Source organism: Brasilonema sennae CENA114, assembly GCF_006968745.1.
Classification (GTDB): Bacteria; Cyanobacteriota; Cyanobacteriia; order Cyanobacteriales; family Nostocaceae; genus Brasilonema; species Brasilonema sennae.
The window spans coordinates 7,683,990-7,698,645 of sequence record NZ_CP030118.1; the positions used below are offsets into that span (position 1 = coordinate 7,683,990).

The following is a 14,656-nucleotide window of genomic DNA, read 5'->3' on the forward strand; positions in this document are numbered from 1 at the left end:
ATGTTTCGTAAGTTTTTTTTACTCATAATAATTAGTTTCTGGGGAGTTGTTGTCCTCCCTGTAACAAAACAAGCAGATGCTACAACTCCTTTGACTGCTGCGGTCATTCAAGACCTCCGCAATTTGGTGCAACTCATACCGTACAAGAATTCTAAGCGTCCGGCACGCAAATCGGATCCTATGACTCCGGGAGATAGGCTGTCCACAGGGCGATCTGCCTTGGCAGACTTACGTTTTAACGACGGTTCTTTGGCTAGGATCGGAGAACAGGCAGTTTTTCAATTCTTGCCACAAAGAAGAAACTTCAGGCTGGACGATGGGACAGTGGTACTGCTGATTCCACCAGGTAGGGGACAAACACGTATAAGCACGCCAAATGCCGCAGCAGCAATTCGCGGTTCAGCATTATTTGTACGTTATGATCCGCAAACGGAAACCACGATTGTTGGTGCACTGACAAACAGTGGTATTCAAGTTTCTAATAAAGACGCTTCTCGAAAACAAGAGCTAAAAGCAGGACAACTGATAGTTTTAGTTAAAGGGGAATTGAAAGGTTTATACGATTTCGATCTAAGAACTTTTTATCAAACGAGTACCCTGGTTCGGGATTTAAATCTGACTTTAAAAAATGGTATACCAAGTTCAGATCTGGCGATCGCCAGCGTTCAAGCTGAGACTGCTGCTGCTGTTGCTGCACAATCGCCCCTTACTGGTCAGGATGTTGTTGTAAACCCACCTTTTATAAAGCCAACGACTCCCCCCGATTTACCCAGTAACAACATTACTAAAAATAATTCTCCAGCTAACAACATTATAGAAACAGGAGAAGTTGTGACAAATGCCGTTTCATCTCCCACACCCAAGCCTAGTAGGTCTACACCTACCGATCCGGTGACGCAGCCAACCAACCCACCCACTACTACCACATCACCAATAGTTACACCTCCTGTAACGGTCACTCAACCTCCAGTACCAGTAACACAACCGACAACAGTAATACCAGTAACTCAACCTACAGTACCAGTAGTCACACCAGTCGCTCAGCCTTCTATACCAGTAGTCACACCAGTAACTCAGCCTTCTATACCAGTAGTCACACCAGTAACTCAACCTACAGTACCAGTAGTCACACCAGTCGCTCAGCCTTCTATACCAGTAGTCACACCAGTAACTCAACCTTCTATACCAGTAGTAACACCAGTCACTCAACCTTCTATACCAGTAGTCACACCAGTAACTCAACCTACAGTACCAGTAGTCACACCAGTCGCTCAACCTTCTATACCAGTAGTAACACCAGTAACTCAACCTACAGTACCAGTAGTAACACCAGTAACTCAACCTTCTATACCAGTAGTAACACCAGTCACTCAACCTTCTGTACCAGTAACACAACCGACACAAACAGTACCACAACCAGCAAGCCCATCTTCAGTACCAACACCAACGACTCCAACAGTACCACAACCGGCAAGCCCATCTTCAGTACCAACACCAACGACTCCAACAGTACCTTCAACAACTCCGGTAAGACCAAGTACATAAAATCTATTTGGTCATCGCTATGGAATGAAAGAAGGTGCGTTACACTTCGTTACGCATTCTAGCCTCTAAGCCACGCTCAGCATAAAGTAAGTGGATAGGTACACGCTTCTCAAGGAATTGATGATGTGGCAGCGGTTGGAATTGTCATAGTTTCTCACAGTCGCCAGCTAGCAGAAGGAGTTCGGGAACTGGCAGTGCAAATGGTTCAGGGCAAAGTCTTCCTGGCTGTTGCAGCAGGAATTGACGACCCAAAAAACCCTCTAGGTACAGATGCTATACAAGTTTATGAGGCGATCGCCTCAATTTACAATGATCAAGGTGTCCTTGTCTTAATGGATTTAGGCAGCGCTTTGATGAGTGCAGAAATGGCACTTGAGTTTCTCTCCCAAGAACAACGCGAAAAAGTCCATCTGTGTGAAGCACCACTTGTTGAAGGTGCAATTGCAGCTGCTGTTGCTGCAGCTTCTGGTTGCAACATTCAACAAGTGATGGCCCAAGCAAGGGGAGCATTAGTTGCTAAAGCCACTCAATTGGGTGTAAACGTGAGCCATATCCTTGGGGAAAGCACAGAGGTATCTACCTCGTCATTTGTCGTTGAAGGACAAATTACAAAACAAATACGTCTTACAGTCCGTAACCCCTTGGGATTACACGCTCGTCCTGCGGCGAAATTTGTGGCAACAGCAGCCCGTTTCCAATCTCAAATAAAAGTACAGAATATTACTAAGGGTACTGAAGCAGTACGCGCTGACAGTATCAACCAAGTCTCTATTTTGGGTGTACGTCAAGGACACGAATTGCTTATTACTGCTACTGGTTCTGATGCGGATGAGGCGCTGGCAGCATTGCAAACATTAGTCGAAAATAACTTTGGCGAAGAAGATGCCACTTTAGCTCCTCTTACTACTAGTCCAGCAAACCACATTGTTTCGTCTGTTGATGACTTTATCCAAGGTATTCCTGCTTCTAATGGAGTGGCGATCGCACCCGTTTTTCTCTATCACCCCACTCCGATTCTTATTCAGCAATACCACGTAGAAAATAGAGAAGAAGAGTGGCAACGTTTACAAGTTGCCGTACAAGCGGCTCACGAAGAAATTCAAGCTATATTCTCACAAGCATCTATCCAAATTGGAGACGCAGAAGCTGCCATTTTTGATGCTCATCTGCTCTTTCTAGAAGATCCTGTGGTACTTGAGGCAGTCCAGCAACGTATTTTTGAACAACACTTAAATGCGGAAGCAGCTTGGCAAGCAGTGGTCAATGAGTTGGCAAATGACTATCGTAGAATTGAGGACTCTTATTTACAAGAGCGAGTTGCTGATATTGTAGACGTGGGACAGCGAGTCTTACGACTGCTAAGTAGATTTGAATCCCATTTGAGAAATTCTGAGGACAAACTTACTCATTTGAATCTATCTGAGCCAGTTATTTTAATTGCAACTGATATAAGTCCTTCTGATGCAGCTAGGCTAGATCCAACTAAAATCCTGGGAATCTGTACAACATCTGGCAGTGCGATTTCACACAGTGCCATAATAGCTAGGAGATTAGGTATTCCTGCTATTTTTGGTTTACCACCAGAAATTATGCAAGTCGCAAATAATACTATAGTAGCACTGGATGGAGAGATTGGCAGAGTTTGGATAGAACCAGAACCAGATATCCAAACTGCACTTGAAACAAAGCGAAATCTACAGGAACTTGCTCATCAGCAAGCAATCACAACGGCGGCGAATCCAGCAGTGACTCGTGACAAGACGAGGGAAATCAAAGTATACGCTAATATTGGGGGTATCTCTGATACTGAAGAAGGTTTGAGCTTGGGTGCAGAAGGCGTGGGACTATTCCGCACTGAGTTTCTTTATTTGGAAAGAACAACACCGCCAACAGAAGAAGAACAAATAGCAGTTTATCAAAGAATCGCCCAACTTCTTGATCATCGTCCGTTGATTATTCGTACACTTGATGTGGGAGGCGACAAGCCAATTCCTTACCTGGATTTACCACAAGAAAGTAATCCTTTTTTGGGTTGGCGCGGAATTCGTTTTTGTCTGGATCATCCTGATATTTTGAAAACCCAGTTGCGGGCAATTTTAAAAGCGAGTCTCGGACATCAAATTAAGATTATGTTTCCGATGATTGCTACTGTGCAAGAAATACAAGCAGCCAAGGCAATATTAGCCCAAGTACGAGCAGAACTACGTCAAGCAGGTGTGCTTTTTGATGAAAAGATGGAAGTGGGGATAATGGTGGAGATACCTTCGGCAGTTATTCTTGCTGAACAGTTAGCGGCTGAAGTGGACTTTTTTAGTATCGGAACGAATGACCTTAGCCAGTATGTCATGGCGGCAGATCGCACGCATCCCTTAGTTGCAAGTTTGGTTGATGCAATGCATCCAGCTGTGTTGCGGATGATTCAGCAAACTGTCCAAGCTGCACATAAAGCAGGCCTTTGGGTGGGGTTATGTGGAGAACTCGCAGCCAATCCTCTAGCAGCGCCGATTTTACTAGGGTTGGGATTGGATGAAGTGAGTTTGAATCCGCAAGGTATCCCAGCATTTAAGCAGGCGATCGCCCAGTTGACAATGGCGGAATCAGAGGCGATCGCTGCATCAGCCATGCAGCAAAACTCTGCAACTGACGTCAGAGAAGTCGTCTCAGCCTTTCTAAACCGTCAACTTAACAATCACTAAAATCAAACTGGCATAAACTATTTTATGGCGTTAAGCTAGCTGCGCCTCCGGCAATTGTGCTGAGAAATTTGAGTGTGGCTTTTTGTGCTTCGGTTAAATCTTTCACTTATAACAAGAGCGCTAAGTGGAGTACCACTATAGCGTGGGGCTTACGGCGAAGAAGCTAAATTCCAGCAACAAAGTCGTGAAGTCCTAAAGATCCAAATTTAGAATTGTTGGCAAGATAGACTTTTCTATATGCTTATCTGAGGAAAAGATGAATTTTTCAATCTTTACAAAGTTTAGTAGAATGACATTATTAACAGATAAGTATTTTTGCTCATTTGAATTATGATAGCGGATCGATTTCCCTGGCTGACCGCGATTATCCTCCTCCCCTTCATTGCTTCCCTAATCATTCCCTTATTGCCTGATAAAGACGGCAAGGTTGTGCGATGGTATGCCCTAGGTATAGGATTTGCGGACTTTGTCTTGATGTGCTACGCCTTTTTGACCCATTACGATGCAACCAGCGCGACTTTTCAACTCGCGGAAAAATATGCCTGGGTGCCTCAATTAGGTTTTAGCTGGGCAGTTTCGGTCGATGGACTATCTGTACCGCTTGTGCTTCTGGCAGGACTGGTGACGACACTTTCGATATTTGCAGCGTGGCAAGTTAATATTAAGCCTCGCTTGTTCTATTTTCTGATGCTGGTACTGTATTCCGCACAGATAGGGGTATTCGTCGCGCAAGACTTGCTGCTGTTTTTCATTATGTGGGAACTGGAACTGGTTCCCGTCTACCTACTCGTCTCGATTTGGGGTGGACAAAAGCGTCGCTACGCAGCAATGAAATTCTTACTGTATACCGCAGCAGCTTCTATCTTCATTCTGGTAGCGGCGCTGGCAATGGCACTCTACGACGATAATATGACCTTTGATATAGTAGAGCTTGCCATGAAGAATTACCCGCTGACGCTAGAACTGCCCCTTTACGCAGGATTGCTGATTGCATTTGGTGTCAAATTGGCTGTTTTCCCATTGCACACTTGGCTACCTGACGCACATGGTGAAGCTTCTGCTCCCGTGTCAATGATTTTGGCGGGTGTACTCCTGAAAATGGGTGGATACGGACTGATTCGCCTAAATTTGGAGCTTCTATCTGATGCACACATTTACTTTGCACCGATTATAGCCATTTTGGGCGTCGTCAACATTATTTATGGCGCGTTGAACTCCTTTGCCCAGTCCAATATGAAGCGTCGCCTAGCGTATTCGTCGGTTTCCCACATGGGGTTCGTATTGCTGGGTATTGCGTCCTTTACCGACTTGGGAGTCAGCGGTGCGATGTTGCAGATGATCTCACACGGTTTAATAGCAGCTGTGCTGTTCTTCCTGTCAGGCGTGACCTACGATCGCACTCATACAATGGTAATGGAAAAGATGGGTGGTATGGGTCAGCCAATGCCCAAAGTGTTTGCCCTGTTTACGGTTGGTGCAATGGCGTCGCTGGCTCTCCCTGGTATGAGCGGCTTTGCCAGTGAGCTTTCAGTCTTCGTTGGCGTAACGACCAGCGACATCTACAGTTCAACTTTCTGCACAGTGACAGTCTTCTTAGCAGCAGTGGGAGTTATCCTCACGCCGATCTATTTGCTCTCAATGCTGCGACAAGTATTTTACGGTTCTGGTGCAGCACTCTCATGCGAAATTGGCAATGCTGACTCGGAGAATCAGGATGATGAAGGCGCAGTTTGCTTCGGTACTGACTGCCTCCTGCCTAACCAAGCAGTCTATGAAGATGCCAGACCGCGTGAGTTGTTCATCGCTGCCTGTTTTCTCTTACCGATTATCGGCATCGGATTTTATCCCAAGATAGCTACGCAGATGTACGATGTAAAGACTGTCGCGGTGAACACTCAAGTCCGCCAATCATATACTCAAATCGCGCAAACGAATCCTCATATATATGCCAAGGGTTTCTTGGCTCCTAAAATCGCAGAATCTGAAGTTCCAACCGTTTTGGGAATTATCAAGTAACCTTGGCAACCTTCCGACACGCTGCACGAACGTGTTAAACCCGCGCCCCACCGCATAAACGGTCGAATTCACGTTAAAGCTGGGAGCATCTTTCTCCCACTAGCGTCTTGCAAAATTAAGATGCTCCTGATCGCTTCTACATTTTGGGTTTTACTGTGAGTCGCATGGACTTTCTCCTGGTACTACTACGCTTGACTTCATCTCTGAATTTTTCTTTACTAGAAACGGATAAATGAACAGATAAACACCGCTGACTGCCAGTGTTGACATAAAAAACAAAAAGGACATTTCAATCAGATTGTGAATCCAGGGAGCAAACCATCCTAGCAATCCTCGATACTCCAAAAAATCGGTAGCATTGAAACCATATTTCAACAACTTGCCGTTATGAGCATCAAGATACCACTCAAACAGACGTTTTTTATTTTCAAATCGATAAACGCCTAAAGTTGGTAGATAGGCAATTTCATCAATGTCCTCTAAAGTATTAATTCCCTCTGGCTGCAGAGAGATTAATGCATGTGTTGCCTGTTCCAGAGAAAGTAAAGACCTGGTATTTTCTGCAACAGTTTGAGTGGGTGGTTTGCCGTCAACTGTAGGTAAGCCAGAACTGAAAGCAGATGGAAGGGCAATTATTTCTATTAGGTAAATTGCAATGACCACAGCAAAGTAAAGCCCAACCCATCGGTGAATTGTTCTTGACCATCTTGATAGAAACTGTTTAATTTTCATCATGCCTCCTGACTTTAACTGAAAATTCTGTTCCGTCCTTTAAATTTAAAGTTGATGACCGATAACCATTAGCAGGGTTTTGCAAAAAATCAACATAATCTTTGAGCGGCTCCTTAAAGGTATTGACATTATCAGAGACAACAATTCCGCCTGGTCGGATAAATGGGTCTATAATTTTTAATACATCCAAAGCTAATTCTGGCCAGCCATCAATCAATACTAAATCAACTGTTTTATTTAAAGTTGTTAGTGTTTTTAAACCATCACCTTCTCGAATATCCACATAGGTTTCTAGTCCTGCTTCAGCAATATTTTTTCTGGCTTGCACGACTTTCTCATGTAAAATTTCGGTGCCAATAACAATGCCGCCACCATTGTCTCTCACGGCAGTCGCTAAATAAATTGTAGAAATTCCAAAAGAAGTGCCAAACTCAATAATAGTTTTGGCATTAATAGCACGGGCTATTAAATACAGGAATTCTCCTTGGTCTGGTTCAATGGGAATGTATTTATCGTTATAATATTCAGTTTTTGTCTGATCCCACTTAATGCCCTTACCCAAAAATAAGCCAGGAAGCTTTGGCAAGTAGTGGAGAATTAATCTAGGTAATTGCCTATCAGCTTCTGCGTGCAGTCGATTTAAAACAGTTTTAACTTTCGCGTCGTTGAGTGCGCTTGGTTTAGAAAGTTTGCTCATGGTTATCAATAATTGATCAGGCTATTTCACTGAAGAAAGTAGTTTTAGCGGATGGTGGACTATCTTGAAACTTCTTTTAACTACCCTCCTCAATTCCTTCTTAGAAAGGTAGGAAGGAATCTGTCTGCTTTCCTCCCTAAGCCATCAGCGAGGGTTAGGGTGGGGTTAAAACTGCAGCGAAACCGAGCCAATCACGGTCAATGGTTCGCCAAAAATGTTACCTCCACCTCGCAGATTCGATACACTTTCGATGTATTTGACATCACCAATATTTTTGAAGTTAAGCCCAAATCGCCAATTATTGCGCCGATAAAAAACTGCTGCATTGGTGATGAAATAACCATCTGCCTGATAGCTGTTAGCTAAATCCCCCTGTCTTTCACCAACATAATTAAATCCAACTCCCACCCCTAAACCCTGCAAATTACCGCGCTGAATTTCATAAGTTGTCCATAAACTGGCACTATGTTCGGGAACACCATATAACCTATTGCCAACCAATTCGGGATTGGTATCAGCGCTGACTTCACCATTGATGTAAGCGTAGGAAGCGATGATCTTCCATCCCGGCAATATTTCTCCCGCGACATCGAACTCAACCCCACGACTGCGCTGTTCTCCAGATGCGATGGATGCAAGGGGGAAGTTGGGATCGGTAACCGCCACATTTTGTTTGGTAATATCAAAATATGCCAACGTGGCAAACAGTTTACCATTTAGCAACTCCGTTTTGACGCCAAACTCATAACCTTTGCCCCGTTGCGGTTCCAAAGGTTCACCCGTTGCTGTATTTGTCGTATTGGGAGTGAAGGATTCTGAGTAACTGGCGTACAAAGATACAGCTTTGCTCGGTTGGTAAAGAATCCCCACACGCGGAGTAAAAGCATCATCATTTTGAGTAGTCTCACCCGGTTGTGTCACCTGCCCCGGCACGTTGACTGTTTTTGATTCTATGGTGTCGTAGCGGATACCTGCTAACAGCTTCAGATTCTGGAATAATGAAATCTGATCTTGCAGATAGAATCCCCAGCGATTGGATGTTCCATCAGTGCCGCCATAAGGCGGTAATGTATTCTCACTGGGTTTAGCCACCCCGTAAACCGGATTGAAAAGATTCAACGGTAGAGGAGTAGTAAAATCAAACACTGTGAAAAAGTTTGTTGCACTATGAATGTAGTCTGCACCGAATAAAAGAGTGTGATTGATAGGACCCGTAGCAAACTCACCCACGACGTTAGCTTGCAAACTATAATTCTCATCGTGTCCTTCTTGGGAGGCAAAAAAGCGACTGACTGTACCCGTTGCTTCGTCAAAAGAAAGGGGAAGCGCAACAACATTGAAATCGTAGTCATAGGAGGAATAGCGAAAGGCATTGCGTAATTTCCAATTCCGACTAAACCGATGCTCCAAGTTATAACCAACATTTAGATATTGATTTGTCACCGCGTCAGTAGGTTCGGAGTCAATGTGATCCCGTGGAACATCAGCAATTTTTTTGCCAATAGCTGGGATACCAAAATCAGCAGGGCGATTATTGTCGAGATATTCCAGCGAAATTCCTAAATCGGTGCGATCGCCTATTTTCCAGGTAAGTGTCGGGGCAATAAAGATATGCGAATCTTCTTGGTCAAGGTTGCGAAAGCTGTCCAATCTCTGGTACAACCCATTCAGACGGTAGAGTACTTTACCATCAGCGCTTAAGGGACCCGAAAAGTCAAAGCGGGGTCGAACCAAACCCCGGCTTCCCACTTGTAATTCTGTTTCGTAAAACGGCTCGGACAAGGGCTGCTTGGACACCGCGTTAATCAATCCTCCGGGTTCAATCGCACCATACAAAATGGATGCCGGACCCTTGAGTACTTCAATCCGCTCTAAATTGGCTACTTCTAAAGGCGCTTGAACAACCCCATACCGCCTAAATCCATCGCGCAGAATCGGGGCATCAGTAAACCCTCGAATGCTGAAATCCGCACCACTCCTGTTGTTTGAACTTCCTTGGTAAGTGACACCACTGATATTGCGCAGCGCTTCTTCTGTGCGTGTGACTTGCTGATCCCGAATTATCTCTTGAGGAACTACCTGAATTGCAAAGGGAGTCTGAATAATCGGGGTCTCGGTGCCGGTGGCAGTGGAAGCATTAGGTGCTGTATACTGGTTTTGCTGACCCGTCACCACTAACTCAATTGGCTCATCACTTTGGGAGTCGGGCGGTTTTTGGGACTGAGTTTCACTAGTAGGCTGTTGTGTTTGAGGCTGCTGCCCTTGCTGCACAGAAGATGCAACAGCAAAGATCAGACCTTCATTACCATCAAATAACTCAACAAGTGGTAACTTCGCCTCACCCGTCACCGTGACTCGAATTGTCTTTGCATCTTGATTTGTTACTTTTATCTCAGTAATACCCGCTATTGGTTTTTCCGAGCGGAATATGAATGCCTCGCCACTGGGTAGGCGTAGTTGAGCATTTGGAATATCGACAATAAAATTGTTACCAGCACTGCGATTGGTGAGTTGTAATTGTTGCCCCTTGGTAGTCTGTAATATTATTTCCACACCTTTACCTGTGGAATTTGCCTTGACTGCTGTCACTTGCACCACTTGCAAAATTTCTGAGGAGGGCGCTGGTTGTGGTGTTGACGATTGAGAAAGCAACCCACTAGCATTAGTGACGGGGAGCTCAATCTCGCTTAATCGCCGAATCTTATTAGTTGTTGTAGTTGTTGACTTTCCATGCTCGGTTTCAACCTCTGCCAAAGCAGATTGAATGACTACACAATTAAAAATGTATCCTATCAAACAGACTACTAGCCACAAATGCATTTTGGGCAGAGATATCCAACGTTTCACTGCTTCTCACACTCCAGCTACAAAACTTATTGCATATCTTTATTAATTGCAATTGAGTTCAGTCTAGAGAAACACCAGTGATGAAGTCTATCCGGAAACGGTGTTATTAGTCCCGAAACGGCATTACGATCCACAAAGGGATTTTCCACCCCACAAACAATCGCTGGGTGTGATCCCAAATTTGCGCTTGAAGGCTGCAGCAAAGTGTCCTAAATGGCAATAACCAACCAAGTTGGCAACCTCGGCAACAGTTAGTTTCCCTTCGCGTAGAAGTTGCTCTGCTTGCTCCATGCGTTTATCGGTAAGATAGGTAAACACTGTTGTACCAAATAATTCCCGAAATCCATAACGGAGAGTGCGATCACTTACCCCCACCTGTTGTCCCAATTCTACTAATGAGGGTGGATTCTCTAGACGAGAGAGCAAAATTTCTCTGGCATGATGAATACGGGCGATCGTTCTTTTCTTAAGTCGCGGCGATTTTTGCACTCCACCCTCACCCGCTAACAGAGGAGTCAATTGCAACGACATCAACTCCACCACCTTCGCCTGTAAATACATCCGCTTCATTACTCCTTGGTAAGGACAGTTGACAATTTGCCGTGCTACTTCTTCGATGGCGATCGTAGTTCTTGGGTAGAGTAATGTTTGCCAGTCATTATCCTTCACTAATAAATCCAACTCTGGAAGAATTTTTCCATCATTTGTAGGGAAAAAAGTTCTCAACAAATCAGAGGACATCTCAATGTCAACACCTACAACTCGCTGGAATTCTCGAATAGTCATTTTTCGTTGAATACCACTACCAGAAATGAGTGTATATCCCTCGCCAACCTGTCTGCCGTGTTCATCTATGATTTTTCCTGACAGATGAACACGAAATTGCAGAGGGTGCTCGTAATCAGGAATTTTAGTTACTACGTCATCGAGGTACTCATAGTCAAAAATCGCCAGCTTGAGAGTGGGATATAGTTCGATTACTTCCATAGATCCTTTGCCTAATTGCTTGGGTATTTCACCAAATATTTCATAAGGCTCTGAGGATAAGTTTTTGGTAGTATTCTCAAAAGCTTCATTCCAAAGTTCGCTGTGCTCTTTCATTGTCAGAGTGATGGTCATAGGTGGCGACGGGTAGATAGTTATAATTGATAATATTTATTCTCAATAATCTTACCGCAATCTATCAACCACTTTTGACCTGATCAGAACTCCTGTTGGACGCTAGCTCAATGCAGTCAAAAGCCTACACGCCAAATTTTGATTGTTTTGTCAGAACTACCACTAGCAATAAAACGACCATCTGAACTAATAGCAACAGAGTTTATCACCTGTGAATGTCCTATAAGGGTTTGCAGCAATTCTCCCGTCTGCGAATGCCACATCTTGATGGTTTTATCAGCACTACCGCTATAAAGAGTTTTTCCATCAGGACTAACAGCTATTGATGTCACTTCATCTGAATGTCCAGTCAGCGTATGTAATACTTTACCAGTACAAAGATGCCAAATTTTGATAGTTTTATCTGTACTACCGCTGAGCAAGAATTGACCATCAGGAGAAATAGCTATTGCTTTCACCTCACCTGAATGCCCGCTAAGAGTACTTAATAGTTCTCCTGTGATTGGATTCCATAGTCTAATCTTATGATCACTGCTACCACTGGCAAGAATTGCACTATCTGGACTAATCGCAGCAGCATAAACTGCGGATGAATGCCAAAGAGTGGAAATGCGTTCGCCCAAAGGGCGGCTAAGAGCTGGAGGATCGCCTGTATGCAAGTTCCAAATTTTAATTTTGTTACTAGCGCTGGCAAGAATTAGTCCATCTGGACTAATTACTACACAGTTAATAGGTTTTTGATGCCCTAAAAGAGTATGCAATAATTTACCAGTTGCAAGATGCCATACTTTAACATTATTTCTAGGGTGTTCGCAGCTACCAACAACTAGCAAATTTCCATCAGGACTAATAGCCACTGATGAAACTTCTCCAATTTTTTCAGTTAAAGTGCGGACAACTTTTCCTGTACTAAGATTCCAAATTTTTACGGTTTTATCTGCACACCCACTGACTAAAATTTGTCCATCTGGGCTTATGGCTACAGATGTGACTTTATCAGAGTGTCCAATCAGGGTGTGACTAAGATAAACAGATTCGTGTTGACGTTTGTCTTTCTCTTGAGCAATAGCATTCAATAATTCCTCAGCATAGGTGACACTTTGACTATCACCAACTGCTGTAAAATATTCTTTTAATTTTTCAATATATCCTTCATCTTCTATCTTTATAGCTGATTGCATTGCTCGTAAAGGATGGATTTCTCTGTGTTGTGAAACTTGGCGTAGTTGCAACCATGTGTTAACTGAGTAATCCACCTGTTCCTTTGCCCATACCTCATCAAGTAAATGCGATAAAGTCTGCGCCAATTTCAATGCTAAATCAGGAATCCAGTGATGTCGCTCTACTTCCAAGGCTTGGTAAAGTTGTTTATATCCAGCAGCGTACATGTAAAGTGGGTTGTCGTCAGACATCGCTTGCAGCAATTTTGAATTAATAGTGTTTGTCAGAAAACTAGGTAGTAATTCAGGTAGTAGTGGAGGAACATCATTATGAACCAAGTGATATGCATCTGCTACCCAACTTGCAGCAAGGGTATGACACGTAATCAAAACCTGGCAGAGTTTTTCAATATCTTGGCGATTCACTTGGTATTGTAAGCCCAATTGACTAATATCAATTCCTTTTTCTTTCCATTTTTCTGCTTTTTCCAAAGTTGCCAAGTTGCTCACATTTTCTCCGCCAATCTGATTAATTTCCTCTAAGCTTTCTCCCAGTGCAATCAGTTCATCTCTTATTATTTTCCACTTCTTAGCACGACTTATTGCTGACTCATCAACAATTTCCTTGTATGGTAAGCGAGAAATCGTTTTATAATAATAAAAATTCTCTTGTCCAATTCCCCAATAACCAATACGAAAATTTAGATAATCTCCATCAGCTTCTGACTCTAAAATTAAAACAGGCTCTGTTTTTAATGTTCCAAACAGAGCCTTAATACTTGATTCACTATGAAAACGCTTACTATCCCAAGCCCCTGCTAAAAACTCTGTCGGTCTAACTGGATTGTGTAGAGAATAATGCTGATTAAGAAATTCTCGTAAACCTTCAGCTAACATGAACTCGATATCTGAAATATCTTCTCCTCGATTATCAAATTTATCAAACTTTATTTTAGGAGGAGCAAGAAAAATTTTTAGTGGAGTGCGTTGATTCTTGGTATGAGACTCTAAAATTTGTGAAGGCAATAATCGTAAAGGCCAATTTTCAAAAATTTTCTGTGCTTCTGGTAATTTGAGCGCTGTTTCTTGCTGTTGTGTTGCTATCTTTAGTTGTGTTTTTTGAACATCAAATGCTAATTGCTGTTGCTGAATTTTTTCTTGCTCCAGTTTTCCCGAATGAGTGATACTCTGACTAACACTGCTAACAGATTGAATAAATTCTTTAATCTCTTGGGAAGCTAAGTATTTTGCGAGTGTCGGACGTTCTTCATTTCTTTTTTGTATTAAAGCTGCAATGACAGGTGTCAACTCTAATACTATTTGAAACAGTAATCTTACTCCTATATCCATAAAAATATATCTGCCAGATCAATACAGTTAATACTGTTTAATGCTTGATAATAGCCATATTTTGCGTTAATTCCTGCTATCTACACCGAAAGATAGATATAGCATATCCTACTACTAACTGGCGTTTGATTCTTTATTCAAAAAGAAATAATATGCCATAAATAATCAAAAAACAAGTTCCACAAATATTTCGTTTACGGAGAAGAATTATAAATAGCTGATAATTATAAAAATTGATATTACAACCTAATCAATGGCTTTTCTGTTTACTCAATTATTATATAGCAGTCCTATTTCATTTGTGAGAAAAAAAAGTACATTTGTACATTCTTCTTCCCTGTTAAGCGTTAAGCGTTAAGCGTTCCCTACCTCAACGAGTAATTTCACAACTCCTGCACGGATTGCTATATAACAATTTTAAATGAGTTGTCAGATAATGCTTTTGGCTTCATCTCTCATAAATTGTGTTTTTTACATCTTAGTAGTTCATTTGA

The 14,656-nt window shown here is 42.8% G+C and carries 9 protein-coding genes; 3 read left to right on the top strand and 6 right to left on the bottom strand.

The window, feature by feature from the left end:
* Window positions 1-1,545: a FecR domain-containing protein gene (locus DP114_RS31990; protein ID WP_172195367.1), complete on the top strand. Its 1,545-nt coding sequence runs from the start codon at window positions 1-3 to the stop codon at window positions 1,543-1,545.
* Between the two features lie 125 nt (window positions 1,546-1,670).
* A complete protein-coding gene (gene ptsP, locus DP114_RS31995) occupies window positions 1,671-4,241 on the top strand; it encodes a phosphoenolpyruvate--protein phosphotransferase (RefSeq protein ID WP_171978036.1) in 2,571 nt (856 codons plus the stop codon).
* 22 nt (window positions 4,242-4,263) lie between these two features.
* Here ptsP and DP114_RS36465 read toward each other — a convergent pair whose 3' ends face one another.
* The gene (locus DP114_RS36465; RefSeq protein WP_169264089.1) at window positions 4,264-4,347 is read right to left on the bottom strand and encodes a VENN motif pre-toxin domain-containing protein; all 84 of its coding nucleotides are present in this window, start codon (window positions 4,345-4,347) and stop codon (window positions 4,264-4,266) included.
* 224 nt (window positions 4,348-4,571) lie between these two features.
* Here DP114_RS36465 and DP114_RS32005 point away from each other — a divergent pair, with 224 nt between their 5' ends.
* A complete protein-coding gene (locus DP114_RS32005; protein WP_171978037.1) occupies window positions 4,572-6,257 on the top strand; it encodes an NAD(P)H-quinone oxidoreductase subunit 4 in 1,686 nt (561 codons plus the stop codon).
* 150 nt (window positions 6,258-6,407) lie between these two features.
* Here the strand turns inward: DP114_RS32005 and DP114_RS32010 are convergent, their stop codons facing one another.
* The 5 genes from DP114_RS32010 to DP114_RS32030 all read right to left on the bottom strand — a co-directional run bounded on the left by DP114_RS32010 (window position 6,408) and on the right by DP114_RS32030 (window position 14,162).
* Window positions 6,408-6,992, bottom strand: coding sequence for a PepSY domain-containing protein (locus DP114_RS32010; RefSeq protein ID WP_246162932.1), 585 nt, complete (start codon window positions 6,990-6,992; stop codon window positions 6,408-6,410).
* Window positions 6,979-7,686 carry an O-methyltransferase gene (locus DP114_RS32015; protein WP_171978038.1) on the bottom strand — a complete coding sequence of 236 codons (708 nt, stop codon included), beginning with the start codon at window positions 7,684-7,686 and terminating at the stop codon, window positions 6,979-6,981. The genes DP114_RS32010 and DP114_RS32015 overlap by 14 nt, the downstream gene beginning before the upstream one ends.
* 165 nt (window positions 7,687-7,851) lie before the next feature.
* Entirely contained in the window at window positions 7,852-10,533 is a 2,682-nt protein-coding gene (locus DP114_RS32020) for a TonB-dependent siderophore receptor (RefSeq protein WP_246162934.1), read from the bottom strand.
* Between the two features lie 123 nt (window positions 10,534-10,656).
* The gene (locus DP114_RS32025; RefSeq protein ID WP_318284301.1) at window positions 10,657-11,634 is read right to left on the bottom strand and encodes a helix-turn-helix transcriptional regulator; all 978 of its coding nucleotides are present in this window, start codon (window positions 11,632-11,634) and stop codon (window positions 10,657-10,659) included.
* A gap of 134 nt (window positions 11,635-11,768) precedes the next feature.
* Complete coding sequence (locus DP114_RS32030; protein ID WP_171978040.1) at window positions 11,769-14,162, bottom strand: WD40 repeat domain-containing protein; 2,394 nt, start codon at window positions 14,160-14,162, stop codon at window positions 11,769-11,771.
* Window positions 14,163-14,656 lie beyond the last annotated feature (494 nt).